A 17,611-nucleotide genomic window follows, 5' to 3' on the forward strand; every position below is an offset into this window, starting at 1 on the left:
CTTCGAATTCATATATACTGAATACAGTGCACAACGAATTTCTACAATCAGGAGGAGTCAAATCAATATGTTGAAAACAGAATTCATTGATGTACTATCCATTGTCTCACATAAATTATATGATTCGGCTGCTAACGTTATGGACACGGCAAGCAGATTAATTCCTGCAAATACGTTTTGTATTGCCCAGTTGGATCATCTATCCACCAAAGTTCTAAACGTATATAATCGCGACAAACTAATCCTGGGTGAAGGGCTGGTCGTTGATAACGCCGAGTCATACTGTGCACTTGTGACTGAACATTCCCAAGGTCCGTTGGTGATCAATAATAATCTGACTCATCCATTAACCAGACATATGGACGCAACCGAATTCGTAGGTGGCTGCTCATTTGTCGGTGTGCCCATACATAATGAGAACGGAGAAATTTACGGCTCCCTTTGCTCATTTGATCAGGATTTCTATTCCTATCAACAAAAGGACGTGGATTTATTACTCTCCTTATCTTCATTTTTCACGAGTCTTCTTGAGATGGAAACAACTCTGCAACAGTTAAAACAGGCGGAAGAGACCGCTGCAAAAGTGCTTGAAGAAAAGAAAAATTTGCTGGCCGTTCTCAGCCACGAAATCCGAACGCCAATGAATGGTGTTCTTGCAATGGCCAATCTGTTGCAATCGACCAGGCTGAGTGAGGATCAATCGTTATATGTTAATGTCATTGAGTCAAGTGGCGCCAGCCTTCTGTCGATGATGGATCAGATTCTGGACTACTCCAAAGCAGAAGCTGGTGCGATCTCTCTGGAGATCAAGCCCTATAGTGTCACTGAAACAGTTGAACATGTATTACAATTATTCTCTTCTGAAGCACAGAAAAAAGGAATTAGGTTGTACGCAGAATATAATATTAATGATCATCTGATGCTTATGGGCGATCAGCACAAAGTTCGTCAGATTCTAATCAATCTTGTTGGGAATGCACTTAAATTTACGGAGAAAGGTGAAGTATGTATCTCTACTCAGGTAACTGCTGATACCGAAGGTACCCTCCATGCGTCCTACGAAATAAAGGATACGGGCATCGGCATCCCGCAGGATCGCCAGGATCTGTTATTTAAATCCTACTCCCAGATTCATGGTAATTCAGGAAAGTATGGCGGAGCGGGGCTGGGCCTGTCCATCTGTAAACAACTCGCTGAATTAATGGGTGGCGTTGTATGGCTTAAAGATTCCAGTGATTTGGGCAGTCAGTTTGTCTTTAATATTTCTAGCACTGCACCCACAGTCCATGCGAATATCTGAATGATGAATATATTATTCTATCTGGAACAGATAGGAGGTATATTCGATGACGAAATTTCTGGATGCAAGATCATCACAAAATGCTGCGTTGTTTAATTCCATTTCCATACCGATTCCAGTGATTAACACGCCTCAATTATTCGCCCAGATTGGTCTGCTAACGGCTGGAGCTGGATCCAATCCAAGGGTTTCGTTAAAAGGAACCATTACTGTGCAATTACCGCTCGCCCTTTTTCAAGTAAGAATTACTATTGTTAGAGGGACAGTGGCTACCGATCCGATTGTATACTCTGCAAACTTCACATACGGTCTGAGCGGTCTCCTCGTCCCCGAAGTTATCGTTTTTTCTGCCAACGACTATAATCCCCCGATAACTCCACAGATCACGTACACTGCATTTATCAGTACTAACTTGTTAGGAACAGTTCGTGTCGGCCCTGAGAGTTTCGACGGATTTATCGTTTCGGATTAAGTATATTGCCTTCACCCCCATACCATTTATCCTGTTGTTTGTTCATAGGATTAAAGTATGGGGGTGTTTTATTTAAGTCGAATTAGTTCCCAAAATAAACATCCAGTTTACCTGTAGGCGGCGTTGTCGCCATCCAGACAGCTGCCAAATTATCTGGACTAACTGTAGCCGCAGTAATATAGTCTCCAATGAGTACTGTGGGCATCGGAGAGTTGCCATTCGGATTAAAAGATGTAGTTGTGATGCGACGATTAGTGAAGCTCGCACCTCCATTAAACGATTCTGCAACAAAAACGTCCAGCAGGAATCCGTCAATTCGATTGGAGTAATAAATAACTCTGATCGTCCCTGCAAAAGGTGATACGGTTATCGACGGGAAAAAATTCTGTGTACCCGGTGGCGCGCCTGTGATACTGATGGGGTCTGACCATAAAAGGCCATCCGGAGATTCGCAGAGTAAAACATCGGTATATCCGGCACGTGCATCATTCCAAACCCCGTATAACGTCCCACTGTTAGGTCCATTTGATATATCCGCTCCCAAACTTAAGTTGGTCTGTACTCGAAAAGCATAATTAGGTACGGGTAAAGGCGAAGGTGCAGGTACAACGGATGAAATAAACGTTGCCTGTCTTTCCAGAGGAGGTTGATAGGTAATGCCCCCATCGTACGAAATACGCAATAAAGCGGACGGACTGGCAGGACCCGTAATGATATATCCTGCATAGACTTGACCCGAGAATCCAACAGCCAACGCAGCCCGGTCATGAATTCCTCGCGGATTCGACTGTCGGTCAGGTGGCTCCCAGGTTATCCCCTGAGTGAGCGATCTTTGCGTAAATATAGCGGAAGATGCGGTAGCAAGCGGAGTATATCCGACATATGCATGGCCTCGATAAGGGCTACCTGGAGAACGATCAACAGCTATGAAAGGCTCATCGTTATGAACAATAGTACCGAACCCCGCTTGGACGATAACCGGTGGCTGCCACGTGAGTCCATCATCAAAAGAAGTATAACTCGCAATCGTCCCATCATTGATCCCGTTAAACAAATGTACGGTAACGATAAAGGTATTCGGAAACGTATAGTCTATCGTAGGCGCCTCTGCTCCTGCATACCCTGCCGGTTGAGGAAGCACAGTGGTGGTCCAGGTACTGCCTCCATTAATGGAACGATAGAACCCAGTCAATGTTGGCCCAGTACTGGTATCCACAGCTACCACGCACATGATATTCGGGTTCAGCGTATTAACTGCAATTGAGGGTTCAAATTGACTGCCTGCCAAAGCCCCGGTAATATTCACAACTACCATCTGCTCACCTCGATTCCTTTAAGGGATATTTGTGAATCGGTCAATTAATGTCATCTCCGATTGAAGCACACGCTGGATGATCTGACCTGTAGAATTAACACCGTATACATGGATGACCGTACTTGTAGCACTAAAATAATCACTTTGCACCTCGTAAAACGCCGCATTGATCAGTGGATAGATTAAACTTCTCGTCGCTTGGGGAAGTAATTCAAAAAGATCATGACCAATTGGTATGCGTGCTGCTTGGGTGGTGTCCCATCTGAAAATTTCCAGCTCAATACTGACAGGCACATTAAGGGAATCATTAATGCAAGTCACGATGAGCTGAGTGGATTGGGTCTCACCCGAAGTTGGATTGTAAATAAAGCCTGTAGAGTTTGGCAAAAAGCACACTCCTTCCGCAATATATAGTAAAGTATATTACGATTCCTGCAACCAGTATGACTATATCCCAGACTCTTATATTGGAACGATATGAAAATTTTGTTATGCTACATATGTTAGATTACTAGATTCTGATCAAAATATAATTCTACTATTATGTACGGAGTTGGAGGACACAAACGATGCTTATTAAAAGAGCAGGAAAAATCGCTGCGGTTACTGTAATTGCTCTCTCTATCCTTGGAAGTACCCCCAATATCGGTGGAGCCTATGCTGCGCCGGCCATCTCAGTTCAATTGGATGATGTGCCCCTGAAATTTGATGCAGCTCCACGTATTGATAAAGGTGTTACTTACGTTCCGTTTCGGACGGTCGGGGAAGCCCTAGGTATCGATATTACCTGGAACAGCAAATCACAGACTGTAAAAGCAACGAACACTGTGAAAGGACAAACTACCGAGGTACTATTACAAGTTGGCAGCACCACAGCGACCGTAAATGGAAAAAAAGTTACGCTCGCAGCAGCACCTGTCCAGCGGGAGGGACGCGTACTTATTCCACTAAGTTCATTCAGTAACCAATTCGGTGTACAAGTAAGCTGGAATCAGGCAACGAAGATGGTCTCCCTTGTCTCCCCACAACGCGAGATGCACTTGAGAGCCTTCTATGCGTTGCAGTCCTTTCAAGAAAAGGACCTTATTACTTCCATGAATTCCGTAACCTTTGGCTGGAGCCGCATTGATCGTGAAGGTCAGTTTACGCTCCAAGGGGATGAATACCGTCTCCCTGCTGCTGCGGGTGATATTACACCTCAGTCCATTGTTGCTGACGCAGCAGATCAAAATATCCAACCACAGCTCATGGTATATGCCTTGGATGGAAACGGCGAACTGACCAAAGTTCTGAGCGACAGCAGTCTGCGGCTTAAATCGATTGAAGGCATAACTGCTGCTGTCGCAGAGCATGGTTTTGGCGGAGTTGTTCTTGACTTTGAAGGACTGGGCTTTAAGCTGGATGCGGTAGAACAACAGAAGCTGCTCAATGTTTACGTGAAGCAACTAAAGAGTTCCTTGCCCCAGGACACAGCTTTATCTCTGGCAGTACCGCCGCTAAATAGTGCTTATAAAGGTTATGATTACAAGACACTTGCCTCTATTGCAGATGATCTTATTATTATGGCCTATCAGTATAATCCGGTTGGCACCAAATCTCAGGTACCTGAGCCAAATAGTCTTGTAGATCAGGCGATTCAATTAGCCATACAGGCCGGTGTCCCAAAGAGCAAGCTTCTGCTCGGTATCAGTCTAAGCAGTGAAACGCCCTCCTCTGTAGATGACAAGCTCGGTCTTGCCAAACGTTATGACCTCAAAGGAGCCGCATTCTGGCGTCTGGGTCTGTTCCGTTCCTACAATACCAAGATGGAAGATGCCGTGAATGCTTCTGTAATCAAAGAGTAAAATTCTGACTGGATACAGTTCACTTAATAAAAGAAGGACCACGCGTCTGGTACTCAGAGCTTGGCCCTTCTTTTTCCCATCATCTCACTTCATAAATTTATCCACACTTCCAAATACAAGCTTCACAAACTGGGTAGGACCAGGCAAACGGGGCTGAAAGAGAAGAATAATCCCAATTACTGCCGCCACAGCAGTAATTCCCGCGATCAATATTCTGGCTCGCTTCTCTTTGCTACTCTTCCACTCTCCATACACTATCGCAGTCGCCAGCATCAAAATACCAAGGATTGAGCCTAGTTTCATGCAATCACCTCTCTTCTCAGGCTTGTACAGGAGCCGATTCTGTTCAACTTTCGTCCTCATTAGGTATCCCCTGTGGTCCTGTTGATTTTCCGGTACGTACTACATGCGCATCTACTTTGACTTCCACGTCCAAATCAGGATAGATGGCTTCCCAGTTCTTCTCCTGCGCTTTCCATTGATTCGGATAATATCTGCGGAATTCAACTGCGAATTTGAAGAAATCGGAGCGTAGCTCTTTCTGCGACATGTCTAAAGCATCATGAGCCAAAGATGTGAGCTTAGCCGACCATTCCTTTTCCAGTTTAGTTACTACAGCAGGATCAGTCAGATTGGCATCTGTCGTATTTAATACCACTTCTCCCCTGGTCTGGATATCAACCTTCATACTCCACTGTTGGTTTACGATTCGCGGCTTCAAGGAGGTTTTATTTTCAATGAGTCTTATCGAGAAAGAACCCTTTAACGGCTCAAACTCAACAGGCATGATAATGTTGTTCAGTTCTTTTGCAAGTAGTAATACACCTACGCTTAGTGGTTCTTTGACCGTCTTGACATAACGATCCTTCTTATACATACTCAGACCTTTCACATATGGCGTAGTTGTCAGTTTATCCTGATCGGGCTCCGGGGGTAAGATTAACATGCGAGACAAAATGGCGGAACTGCTCGGACCTTCAATAGATTTAGCCAGTTCAAGGGCAGTAACACGTGTACCTAACTTCAAATTGGCCATCTCACGCAACGATTCAGCAGAACTTCGCTCCAGTGGATCAAGTAATGCAAGGATATCTTTCGCAGCCTTTTCGCTGGAAAAGACATATGCATGCTCCCTGAACTGAGGGTAACGCAGGAAGAAATCGATGTACTCGCGAATACCACGTTTGCCGGCTTGCTCACTAATAATTATGACTTCGCAGTGGCCCCAGAACATATTCCGGGGAACTTTACGTTGTAACCGATTCAATGCCTCGGCAATTGTACGTCCTTCCGCTGTTCGAATCATTGTTACCCCACTTGGACTGCCTCCACTCCCACTGCTATCTCCTGCACTCGCCTTTCGCGGAATGAAAATCTGTGAAGTCAATTGTACTTTGCCATCTTCATAATCTATCCCTGTAGCCAGCACGATAGCCAAATCGTTAATCTCGATACGATCCCAGCATCCACTTAAAAGCACACAACACAATATTGGCATTAGTAGTACTCTATATATTCGCAAGTGCTCCTCCCCCATCAATCAGGTGTTCGCTCGATTCTTCCGAAAATGTGCCCACCCTTTTTTCAGCCATGCGACACCGTAGATCATAGCCGGAAGGATTAATAAAATGCTGATCGTATACAAGTTGGCTGAAGCGCTAACCAAACTAGAAATACCGGATCCACCCGACACAACCCAGTAAGCAAATACCATGCACAGGAACGAAAGTGGACCAACCACAGGTTTGTAGTCCCGCAAACCAAACCATTCCGCGGTTGATGTAGCAAAGATATATAGAAAAACGGAGATTTTAACGAAAATACCGAAAATCCAGATGGCAATAATAAGGGATTCGATATGTTGCAAAAAGTCCGCAATGGTTATGTATCTTGCTGCGATCATGACCGGAAATACAAATGTATCCGTCAAATCACCAATTAAAAACAGGCAAAACAGATTGGTAACTGTCATTGCAGTTGTTGTAAACACAAGGGAACCCAGCATGACCCGGGTTATTCGTTTTTTTTCATTCACATAAGGTAGCAGAAAAGCCAGCACGATATATTCACTAAACCATGCAGCAGGTGCAGCCGCCCCCGTTATAATGGGAATTGGACCCTTCTCCATAAAAGGAAACAGCTCGGCAGGATTCAGTTCACCAATCAACAATATAAAGATCAAAGCCAGCAGAACGATCAGCAGGGTAACAAACACCTGAGCGGTTCGTCCGACAACTTCAATCCCGAGTCTGACATTAATCGCACATACAACAACCATCGTACCCATCACAACAAACAAAGGTGTACGCGGAAGTGCATTATTGACAATGAATTCACCGTATTCCCGAATAATCAAGCCCGTCAGGTGGGGCAAGAAAGCGATATATATCAGACCGAATAACTTGCCCGGAATCCGACCAATAATCAATACACTGGATTGAATGAGCGTTTTTCCAGGGTACAGACGATCAAGTCCAACGGAAATACCAATGGCAGCCAATCCAACAATAGAACCTATAATTGGAGTCATCCACATGTCATGTCCTGCATAGTGCATTGTAATTCCAGGCACAGACAGGATAGCCGTCGCGAGAATGGCGGGAAAAACCATAAATGCCAATTGAGTCACCGATATTTTCCCTTTGTCAGTCAACATATGTAATCCCGCTCCCTTGTTTGCTTGAATGTAGATTGTTCTAGTGTGGTTTGTTCCTTGGGGATGGACGCCACCATACATCCTTAAGTTCCTTAGCCATCGTAGGTGCTACCGGTGAGAGATAAGGTGTTCCAAATGAACGAAGACTGCTTAGATGAATGACAACCAAGATGACTCCCAGCATGACACCCGTGAGTCCCAGCGTTCCCGCAAGAAACATCATGGGAAAACGTAGTAGACGGGTCGCGATGCTGGCAGCATAGCGAGGGATCATGAAAGAAGCGATACCGGTAATCGCGACAATGATAATCATGGGGGCTGAGACAATTCCGGCACTCGTCGCCGCTTGCCCAATAATTAAGGCGCCCACGATACTGACCGCTGATCCGACCTGCTTGGGCAAGCGGACGCCAGCCTCACGCAATGCTTCAAAGGCAATTTCCATAATGAGCGCTTCCACCAGTGCTGGAAAAGGGATCTCTTCTCTCGCCCGAGCAATACTGAGAAGTAATACGGTAGGTATCATCTCCTGATGAAACGTAGTAATCGCTACATAAGCCGATGGAAGCAGCATGGATAAAACAAAAAAGATGTATCGCAGCCAGCGTACAAAAACACTCATGAACACATTTTGATAATAATCTTCGGAGGATTGTAACATGGAAAAAATGGTCACTGGCGCGATAAGGGTAAATGGCGTTCCGTCAACGAGAATAGCAAAACGACCTTCCAGCAAGTTGGATACGACGACATCCGGGCGCTCTGTCGCAATCATCTGTGGAAATGGTGAATATCGCTGATCAACAATGCCTTCTTCAATGTACTGACTCTCCAGTACGTCTCGGAGCTTTAAATCGCCAAGTCGTGTCTCCACTTCCTTAACAAGTTTGGGGTCAATAATCCCCTCCATGTATACAAGTGAAATACTGGTGTTTGTACGATCTCCCATGTTACGTGTATGAATCTTCAATGCAGGTGTCTTGAGACGTTTGCGCAGTAAAGACATATTCATGGTCAACGACTCTGTGAACCCATCCCGTGCACCACGCACGGTCGATTCAGCTAACGGTTCTTCTGTTGAACGATTTGCAGCTTGGTATAAAGGGTATGTTGTTCCGCCTATTGAACCGTCCAGCAGTAACAGAGCCTCCCCCTCAAATATGGCCTGTACTGCCTGAGTAGTCGTTTCAACTTGCTTAACAGAAGCTAGGGGAACTTGCGCAGCTTCGATCCCCGTTTCCTGAAGGGGCGTTAGTACCTGTCGTTCCAGCCGCTCCGTATCGCATACACCAACACAATATACGCATAACGCTGATGTAAGACACGCGGTTTGGAATGTATGAAATACAACGTCCGAGCAACCCGCAAAAACGGAGCGTAACATTTCTTGATCAATAACAAGTTGTCCGGTTAATGGCAGGTCCTGTTGTGTTATCACTGATGTGTCCATGACGCCTCCCCTTTCCGTGAACGCTCCGTCCAGATATTCTCAGTTAAAGGTATCCTTTACTTATCAGATGGGATATATACGCAAAATATAGAATGCCAAAAAAGCCGCCCTCATGAGCGACTCTGATGATATAGAACGCTATTCATTCCTATGAATCCGTTGATCTTGCTCCTTAAAATTCCCTATTTTCTATTGATCACTATCCTTTCACAGCACCCAAAGCAACACTCCCAATAATCTGTTTGGAAAATACAGAGAATACAATAATAATAGGCAGGATTGAGATCGCTACACCCAAATACAAGAGCCCATAATCCATCCCATAGTACCCCTGCACTAGCGCAACCAATACTGGAAGCGGATATTTATCCAGGGAGAAAAATAACACCAGCGGTGTCAGGAAATTATTCCAAGATCCGATAAACGTGAATATGCCAAGGGCGGCGATCGCCGGTCCCAGAATAGGCAGTACAATCTGATTAAACGTCCGGAACTCACCGGCACTGTCCACCCGCGCAGATTCAATAATCTCATCCGGGATGCTGCTCTCCATGAACTGTTTGATAAAAAATACATTAAATGCGTTAGCCGCAGCAGGCAAAATAATGGCGGCATAACTGTCCAGGAGTCCCATCATGCTGAATAGTCGATATACGCCAATCAAAGCCAGTTGACCCGGTACCATCATGGTTGCCAACAGAAACAGGAACAATCCGTTTCGTCCTTTGAATTTAAATTTGGCAAATCCATACGCAGTTAAGGCCCCAATATACAGAGATAATACGGTCGATGTTCCTGCGATAAATATGCTGTTGGCAAACCCACGCCATATGTTGATTTTGGATACCATGTTCATATAGTTATCAACCAAGAATGAGCCCGGGAGAAATGTAAACGTCGAAGCAATCGTTGCATTATTATGTGTTGAATAGATGAGCATCAGATAGAATGGAATAATACAAAGCACGGCTAGACCGACCAGTAACAAATAGATGATGATCTTGCCAACCGTCAGTCGCCTTGTGCTGGCATAATGCTGAATCGCTGCATTTGGTTGTTCCATTGATTTCGCAGTTTGCATGAAGAACTCCCCTCCCTATGAACGGCTCTTGCGCTTGGTCATGATGAAGGATGCAACAGACAACAATATGATAATGATGAACAGGCAAAATGCTATGGCAGCGCCGTAACCAAAACGCGTGCTCTGGAATGCTACATTATAGAGATACATAATACTAGTCATGGCTGCCCGGTCAGGACCGCCAGTTCCATTGGTCAGTGTAAATGGCTGATCGAAAATCTGAATGCCCCCAATAATGGATGTAATCATCTGAAAAAGAATAATTGGACGGAGCATCGGCACGATAATATGAATGAAAATATGTTTCTTTTTCGCGCCATCCATCTGGGCAGCCTCCAGCAGAGAAGGGTCAATGCCCTGAAGACCGGCTAAGTAGATGACCATGGAATAGCCAAAGTATTGAAAAAACAAAATGGATGATACAATCAGACGCATAAACCAGGGATCGTTTTTCCAGTTAATTGGATCTTGTATTATGCCGGTCTGCACCAAAAAATGATTCAGTCCGCCAGACTGCCAGTCAAAAATCAAACTGACAAGCAATCCAAGTGATGCCGCCGTCACGATGTTGGGAAAAAAGTATACGGCTCTGAAAAAGTCCCGTCCTTTGAGCAGCTTATCGTTCAGGATAAAAGCCAACACAAGTGAGATTGTGAGCTGTGGAACTACAGATACGCCCCAGATGAATAACGTATTAAACAAGGTTTTGTAGAACAACGGATCTTGTAATACGGCAACGTAGTTACCGATCCCTACAAAATCAGGTGTCGTGATCCCATCAAAGTTGGTGAAACTGATGTAGAGGGAATATAAAATGGGATACAGCCCAAAAGTGGTGAAAATAATAAAAAACGGAGCAATGAAGTAGTAGCCGTAATGGTCCTTGCGAATCGTTTTGGCAAACATGTTCTATCCCCCCAGTTATCATCGGATGTGTATATTCAATCGCTAGCTTATAAGCTAATCCACTTCCAGCTCCGGAAATCTCAAGGTGACATCACGTTTGATTCGCTTTACGACTTCTTCTTTGGTCTGAATGTCCTTATTGAGATATAACTGGAGTACAATCTTGTAGATATCATTGTTAATCGTGGCATCATATTTGGTGCGTTCATATACAGGTACCCGTTTTGCAGCCTCCGAGAAAAACTCGAAATGCTTCTGTCCTCCCAAGTAGGACGATGAGAGAGACGAGGCAAGTTCATCATTCACAACCATGTTGCTGGTGAAATAATCCTGCTCTTTTGCTAACTCCGACAGAAAGTCGTGGTTAAAGTTATAGAACTCGATAAACTTCCAGGCGAGATCTTTTTTGTCACTTTTACTATACATCGCTATATACGTTCCGCCTGCACTAAACGCTGACGGTCCCTGAGCCAAGCCCCACATGCCTTCGGTATCCGGGGCGTTTGCCTTGAACGTATATTGCAGGGCCCAAGTTGCCCCGGGATAAAACATGACCTCTCCTTTTTGCATGGATGCAGCGTAACCGGCACTTCCATCTTCATACTCGGCAAGTACATTTCGCTCACGTGCTTCACGTACAAGATCGAGCACTTCCAAATAGGTTGGATCGATGACGAGCTTGCCGTCCTTCACCCAAGGAATCCCATCATATGAATTCGATATAGCATTCCAATTCGCCAATGCATGTACTTTATTCCCGCTTAGTTGCTGCACCTTCTCTCCAATCTCGAAGATTTTCTCCCATGTATCGATCTGTGAACCCACCTTCTCAGGATCATCGGTGCCAAGATATTTCTTCGCCAGATCCCGACGATAGTAGATGCCCCCTGGTGTTCCCTGATAACCTATCGCTCTGACATTTCCTTCACTGTCCTGTTCATTGGCCTGAACAAAAGCATATTGTTCCTGGATAAGTTCATTGGCGTTATACGGCGAAGCGGATAGATTCTCCAGATATGGAACGTCAATCAGCTCTCGAATATTCGCATTTTCAATCATAAATACATCTGGAGCCTTCGAGGTTGTCTGTAGCGCAGATTTCAGCTTGGTGATATAGAAATTACCGGGGATGTTGACAAAGTTCACTTTAATGTCAGGATATTTCTGTTCGAATTTCTCGATGGCGTACCCTGCTTCATCCGTAAAACTCCACACGGTAATCTCTTGTTGCTTGGTTTGATTCGATGGACTGAACTGACAACCAGCTAACAACATCGCTGCACATACAAATACAATAGTTGGCTTAAACCACTTCTTCATAGGCCCCCTCCTTCAAAAAGGAAACGCTTACAATTTATTAGAGTATATTGATTTTGGAGAGGGCTTTCTCCACAAATATTGTGCATTACCCTCCATATTTTGTGATATTTGTACGATGTTTCTTACGAAATTCGGAGGGTGTGCAGTCATTATATTTCTTGAAAAGACGATTATAGGAGTTAACATTGTTAAATCCATGTCCGATCGCAATCTCCAGAATCGTATCCTGACGGAACAATAAAGCCCACTCGGATTTGATAATTCGAAAATGATTCAAGTATTCCATCAGTGTTACTCCCTTGATCTCTTTGAACAGCTTGCAGACATGGAACTTGCTGAATTTAATATGTTCCGCCACCTGTTCCAGCTTAATGGGCTCAGCATAGTGCTCCTCCAGGTATTCACAGACCGATTCAAGGAATTCAAATTTTTTGGAAGAAGTACATGCCCATCCTGAAGATGAAGATTCATCGGTGGTAACCGGTACTTTGGTACGTAATAAAAGTATGATGAGATCATACAACCTGGATACCATTAACCATCGGTATCCCGGCTTCTGATTTTTCTTCTCGGTAATGATGTCATCTATATATTGAGTCAGATTGCTCTGACTTCCCGTATTCGAGGGAATAACTGTTGTTTTGTTGAAAAGTTGTCCGAGATCCTGAATTTCGGCTTCGGTTGTGAAACTTCCCGTTAACAATTCGAGTCGGAACAAAATAATGGTCAAATGTTCGGTTCCCGGCAAGAAGCAGTGAACATCCCCTGGTTTGATCAACAGCACATCCCCTTTTTCCAACTCACACACGTGGTCGTTCACGCCAATTCTGGCGCTCTTTCCATTGACGAGAACCAGTTCAACCTCATCATGCCAGTGTGCAGCATAATTGAACTGATTTCCTGTATGAATTACCCGAATGGGAAAACCTTCTTGCATATGGCCTGTCTCCAAAAAAGTGGGTACGCCCATCGTATCAACCTCCATTTATTTCCAACAAAAAATACTCCTCGTCTTTATATTATGCATAAATGGCTACTCTCCTTTCTTTTTAAGTATTTAAAATTCTATAGAATGCAAAAAAAACTCCTCAACTCAGGTTGAGGAGCCGAACAGAATCACGTTCCACGCATTGGATGTCCAGTGTATATAACGTCTCTACGATCTCTCCGTTCAGCAGTTGGAAGAGAACATGACCTGCAAGCTGGCCTGCATCCCTCTTCGGCTGACGAAATGTGGTTAGAGGTGGATTCATGTACTGAGATGCAGGTATATTGTCAAAGCCAATTACGGATAACTGCTCAGGTATTGAGATATCATGCTCCCTGAAGGCTTCCAAGCCGCCGATCGCCATTTCATCATTTGCAAAAAATACAGCGGATGGCAACTCTCCTTCAAGCAGTTTCTTGGCTGCATTGTAGCCATCTTGCTTCATGTATTGTCCGCCAATTTTCCATTCGGGGTTCTCTTTAATGCCTGCCTCCTTCAAGGCTTTCAAATAACCTTGATAACGATGGAGATTACATTCCGATTGTGACGGGCCACTAATATAAGCTATTGTCCGATGCCCTTTATCGATCAGATAACGGGTAGCCAAGTAACCGCCTTGCGTATCACTCATTAAAACCTTTACAATATGTTGAGCATCCAGATCCCGATCCATGACAACAATCGGAAAGCCTGCTTCAGATGCTTCAACAAGCAACTGATCTTGAATATTCTGAGCGATAACAATAGCTCCGTCAATTCTTCTTTCACGAATGTAACGATGGGCTGTCGACTTCTCTCCACCCAACGAACTACATACGATCATATCGTATCCATGACTCATGACGACGGTTTCTATTCCGTTCACCAAATCCGAGAAATACGGACTGGACATGTCATGGACAATAACACCAATGGTTTGTGTACTATTTCGTTTTAATTCCGATGCAGGACCATGCCTAACGTAATTGAGTTGACTCGCTGCCTCAAGTACTCGGAGTCTTGTCGGCTCACTTACATTCCCTTTATCGTTGAGTACGCAAGATACGGTCGAACTGGCTACACCAGCCATCCTTGCAACATCTTTAATCGTTGTCATCATATATACTCCTCAAAGACAGTTTCATCTGTTTAGTCCATCATGGCAGTAACACAGCAATACACACGGGATAGTTCACTAGCATTTTAACACGTCAGTCCAGTCATGTCTCTTAGCAAACCATCAACTACGAAAAAACATATTAAAGAAACCGAGGTGCCTTCATGAGATTTAGTGAATATGTAATAGGTCAGCGCTACGAAACCACATCCTTGGCATTATCCAAGAGTGATATTATTGAGTTTGCCACAATCTATGATCCACAGTACATGCATTTGGATGAGGAAAAGGCCAAGCAAGGTCGATTCGGCAGTTTAATTGCTTCTGGCATGCAAACAATGAATATCTCCTTTAAATTATGGATTGAGGTCGGGGTCTATGGAGAGCATGTCGTGGCAGGCACCGGAATGAATAACATTCAATTCCTGAAACCTGTCTTTCCGGATGATGAACTTCATGTCATTGCAGAAGTCATTGGACTGACTCCCAGACGAAAAGGAAATGGGATTGTTACGGTGCTGCTGAGTACATTCAATCAGAAAAATCAAAAGGTATTTCAGGCAGAATTAAGTGCATTAATCGATAATTAAGGACGAGAAAAAGCCCAAAAAAGCCGCCAATTGGCGGCTTTTCGTAGATATATCACATCGAAGCATTTTTAAGCGTTATAACCTTTTAATACCTGCCCCAAAATCTCTACGCCCTTGACAATCTGTTCGTCTGACGGAGTTGAGAAATTAAGCCTAATGGCATTACAAGGGTCTTGTTCGTTCACCAGGAAAGCATTTCCCGGTACAACCGCAACCCCTTGAGCTGCCGCTGTCTTGGCATAATCAAGCATTGGCACATGTGCTGGCAGATCACACCAGAGGAACAACCCACCATCCGGTTGGGTATAGGTAATGGACTCACCCATATGCTCTTGCAGCTTGTCCATCATCAATGTTGCCTTTCTCCGATATACTTCACGAATGCTGTTAATATGCCCTGCGTAGTCATACTCTGTCATGAACTTGTATGCCAGAATCTGTGGAAGCATAGCCGTATGTACGTCTTCTCCCTGTTTCGCGACAACCATTTTCTCCACGACTTCATGTGGCGCTTGTACAAAACCAACGCGCAGTCCAGCCGACAAAATTTTGGAGAATGATCCAACATAGATGACCAGACCCTCATCATCCATTGATTTGATCGTTGGCACATCGTCTCCATTGAATCGAAGTTCTCCATACGGGTTATCTTCCAAAATCATCACGCCATACTTCTTAGCCAGCTCGTAAATGGCCTTCCGTTTCTCCAGGCTCGTCGTTACACCGGTCGGATTCTGAAAACTTGGAATCACGTAGATCAGTTTCACATTGGGCTCCGTTTGCAGCGCCTGTTCCAGCTTCTCAATATCCATACCGTCCATCTCCATCGGAACACCGGCAAGCTTTGCACCGGATGCCCGGAAGGAGTTCAGAGAACCGATAAAGCTCGGACTCTCACAGATGATGGTATCCCCCTCATTACAGAACACTTTACAGGCCAGTTCAATCCCCTGCTGTGCTCCAGATACGATGAACAATTGATCGGATGGCTTACCCGTATCAAAACCGGTCTTCAAATGTTGAGTCAATGCTTCCCTGAGGGGAACATATCCTTCCGTAATTCCATATTGCAAAGCCGTGACCGGGTCCTGTTCCAGAATGGATTGGGTAAACGTACGAATCGCCTCAATAGGAAAGGTTTCCGGAGCGGGATTTCCCGCAGAGAATGGAATCACATTTTGACCCGAAGAAGCCTTCAAAATCTCACGAATAATGGATGGTTGCAGTGCTGCGATACGATTGGAAAATGAATAATTCATCTTAAATAGTGCCTCCCGACATTTCATCTGACTTAGTTCTCTATCATTACATTAGATTCTATTATACGAGCATTTCCCAAATTTCCAAACTGTCTCGACAAAATTAATGTTTATACACCAAAAAAGAGGCTGCCGTCAGCAACCTCTTTTGCATAAGTATTGAGCAAAGTTTCAGCCTATTAGCGCGCTGCGTTCATCTCGGATAACCGTGTGGCCTTCACAACATAAGCGGCTAGACCTGGGATCATCCGAGCCAGACCGGGATAGAATTTATTGGTTTTGGCAAAAGCCAGCTTTTGAATTCTTCTTGCGCGTCTGAGCAATTGGGTGAATTCCCGGCTTGCTTCCAGCGTGTAATTACTCTGCCAATCGGCATGTTCAATGTCGCCTTGCAGGTACTTGTCAGTCCACCTTGCACACAGGAGTGAGGAGCGAAGGGCAATGGACATTCCGTCTCCACATAAAGGCGGTATCATCAGCATGGCATCCCCAATATGCGGATATTGGGACCACGGTTCTGGAACATTGGACAGATGCAGCGGTGCAATCGACACTTGCGTTCCATCTACAGGTATTCCTTCGGCTAAACGGGCCGCCAAACTCACGTTTGTCAGGGATGCCGCCTGTAAAATATCGTTTACAGACTTGCCACTTCCCTGGACGGTATCCAGTGTCAACAACGCGGCGACATTCACAATGCCATCCTCAATTGGGGAAATGCCCACGTAACCACCCTCGCAAAAATATAACTCTACCCGTGCGGGAATCTCCATCCCGCTGAAGTGGGACTTAACGCCAACGTATACGGTTTGGTCCCGCAGATCAGGTGCGGAAGCCATCCCGCGCGGCTTTTTGGTCCCATGTGCTCCGATGACGGCTTTGGCTCTGTAACTGATCCGCTCATCTCCCTGTTTCACCTGAACCTCATAACTGGCATCCTCAAGCTGCTCAATGCTCGTTATGGTCGCTTTGGTCACAATCTGGGCTCCGGCCTCCAGAGCCTTCTGATGCAAAATCTGGTCCAGCTCATATCGACTTATGCCATATGCAAATCCCGGCAGCGGTGCTTCGATCACTCCGCCTTGTGGCATAACGATTTTGGCATGATCCATGGTGCTGGGTTTCTTCGACTGGTCCAGAAGGTGAATGTCCAGAACTTCTAACATCTCCTTGGTTTCGGGTGACATGAACTCACCGCAGGTTTTGTGTCGCGGGAACTCCTGGCGATCCAGCAAAAGGGTCCGATGTCCTTTCCCTACCAGTTGCATTGCACATGTACTGCCGGCAATTCCGGCTCCGATGACAATCACATCTATCGATTTCGACACGTAAGA

General features: G+C 44.9%; 17 protein-coding genes. 4 read left to right on the plus strand and 13 right to left on the minus strand.

Annotated elements, in window-relative coordinates:
* Positions 1–67: 67 nt before the first annotated feature.
* Both MKY87_RS30060 and MKY87_RS30065 read left to right on the plus strand, forming a co-directional pair.
* Complete coding sequence (locus MKY87_RS30060) at positions 68–1,300, plus strand: GAF domain-containing sensor histidine kinase (RefSeq protein ID WP_091030760.1); 1,233 nt, start codon at positions 68–70, stop codon at positions 1,298–1,300.
* A 46-nt stretch (positions 1,301–1,346) separates the two neighbouring features.
* Entirely contained in the window at positions 1,347–1,772 is a 426-nt protein-coding gene (locus MKY87_RS30065; protein WP_091030763.1) for a hypothetical protein, read from the plus strand.
* 82 nt (positions 1,773–1,854) lie between these two features.
* On the opposite strand, the gene MKY87_RS30070 is transcribed toward MKY87_RS30065, so the two are convergent.
* Together MKY87_RS30070 and MKY87_RS30075 are read right to left on the minus strand one after the other, a co-directional pair.
* Positions 1,855–3,078, minus strand: a complete 1,224-nt coding sequence (locus MKY87_RS30070) for a sialidase family protein (protein ID WP_165980168.1) — start codon at positions 3,076–3,078, stop codon at positions 1,855–1,857.
* A 27-nt stretch (positions 3,079–3,105) separates the two neighbouring features.
* Complete coding sequence (locus tag MKY87_RS30075; RefSeq protein ID WP_091030768.1) at positions 3,106–3,474, minus strand: hypothetical protein; 369 nt, start codon at positions 3,472–3,474, stop codon at positions 3,106–3,108.
* Between the two features lie 182 nt (positions 3,475–3,656).
* Between MKY87_RS30075 and MKY87_RS30080 the strand changes: the two genes are divergently transcribed.
* On the plus strand, positions 3,657–4,931 hold the full coding sequence (locus MKY87_RS30080; RefSeq protein WP_340967701.1) for a stalk domain-containing protein: 1,275 nt from the start codon (positions 3,657–3,659) through the stop codon (positions 4,929–4,931).
* Between the two features lie 84 nt (positions 4,932–5,015).
* Here the strand turns inward: MKY87_RS30080 and MKY87_RS30085 are convergent, their stop codons facing one another.
* The 9 genes from MKY87_RS30085 to MKY87_RS30125 all read right to left on the minus strand — a co-directional run bounded on the left by MKY87_RS30085 (position 5,016) and on the right by MKY87_RS30125 (position 14,431).
* The gene (locus tag MKY87_RS30085; RefSeq protein WP_340914806.1) at positions 5,016–5,234 is read right to left on the minus strand and encodes a hypothetical protein; all 219 of its coding nucleotides are present in this window, start codon (positions 5,232–5,234) and stop codon (positions 5,016–5,018) included.
* A gap of 43 nt (positions 5,235–5,277) precedes the next feature.
* Positions 5,278–6,429 carry a Ger(x)C family spore germination protein gene (locus tag MKY87_RS30090; protein WP_340967702.1) on the minus strand — a complete coding sequence of 384 codons (1,152 nt, stop codon included), beginning with the start codon at positions 6,427–6,429 and terminating at the stop codon, positions 5,278–5,280.
* A 42-nt stretch (positions 6,430–6,471) separates the two neighbouring features.
* Positions 6,472–7,587, minus strand: a complete 1,116-nt coding sequence (locus MKY87_RS30095; RefSeq protein ID WP_338594574.1) for a GerAB/ArcD/ProY family transporter — start codon at positions 7,585–7,587, stop codon at positions 6,472–6,474.
* A 40-nt stretch (positions 7,588–7,627) separates the two neighbouring features.
* Positions 7,628–9,037: a spore germination protein gene (locus MKY87_RS30100; RefSeq protein WP_340967703.1), complete on the minus strand. Its 1,410-nt coding sequence runs from the start codon at positions 9,035–9,037 to the stop codon at positions 7,628–7,630.
* 199 nt (positions 9,038–9,236) lie between these two features.
* Positions 9,237–10,118 (minus strand): carbohydrate ABC transporter permease, encoded by an 882-nt coding sequence (locus MKY87_RS30105; RefSeq protein WP_338594572.1) that lies wholly within the window; start codon positions 10,116–10,118, stop codon positions 9,237–9,239.
* A 15-nt stretch (positions 10,119–10,133) separates the two neighbouring features.
* Positions 10,134–11,024: a carbohydrate ABC transporter permease gene (locus tag MKY87_RS30110; RefSeq protein WP_074094979.1), complete on the minus strand. Its 891-nt coding sequence runs from the start codon at positions 11,022–11,024 to the stop codon at positions 10,134–10,136.
* A gap of 54 nt (positions 11,025–11,078) precedes the next feature.
* Positions 11,079–12,344 (minus strand): ABC transporter substrate-binding protein, encoded by a 1,266-nt coding sequence (locus MKY87_RS30115; RefSeq protein WP_340967705.1) that lies wholly within the window; start codon positions 12,342–12,344, stop codon positions 11,079–11,081.
* Between the two features lie 85 nt (positions 12,345–12,429).
* Positions 12,430–13,314, minus strand: a complete 885-nt coding sequence (locus tag MKY87_RS30120) for an AraC family transcriptional regulator (protein WP_017688600.1) — start codon at positions 13,312–13,314, stop codon at positions 12,430–12,432.
* Between the two features lie 118 nt (positions 13,315–13,432).
* Entirely contained in the window at positions 13,433–14,431 is a 999-nt protein-coding gene (locus tag MKY87_RS30125) for a LacI family DNA-binding transcriptional regulator (protein WP_340967707.1), read from the minus strand.
* 161 nt (positions 14,432–14,592) lie between these two features.
* On the opposite strand from MKY87_RS30125, the gene MKY87_RS30130 reads away from it, so the two are divergent.
* Positions 14,593–15,018 carry a MaoC family dehydratase gene (locus MKY87_RS30130; protein WP_074094976.1) on the plus strand — a complete coding sequence of 142 codons (426 nt, stop codon included), beginning with the start codon at positions 14,593–14,595 and terminating at the stop codon, positions 15,016–15,018.
* Between the two features lie 68 nt (positions 15,019–15,086).
* Here MKY87_RS30130 and MKY87_RS30135 read toward each other — a convergent pair whose 3' ends face one another.
* Complete coding sequence (locus tag MKY87_RS30135) at positions 15,087–16,277, minus strand: aminotransferase-like domain-containing protein (protein ID WP_340017061.1); 1,191 nt, start codon at positions 16,275–16,277, stop codon at positions 15,087–15,089.
* 179 nt (positions 16,278–16,456) lie between these two features.
* Positions 16,457–17,605: an NAD(P)/FAD-dependent oxidoreductase gene (locus MKY87_RS30140; protein ID WP_340967708.1), complete on the minus strand. Its 1,149-nt coding sequence runs from the start codon at positions 17,603–17,605 to the stop codon at positions 16,457–16,459.
* Positions 17,606–17,611: the final 6 nt, after the last annotated feature.

The organism is Paenibacillus sp. FSL R7-0198 (assembly GCF_038000415.1).
Classification (GTDB): Bacteria; Bacillota; Bacilli; order Paenibacillales; family Paenibacillaceae; genus Paenibacillus.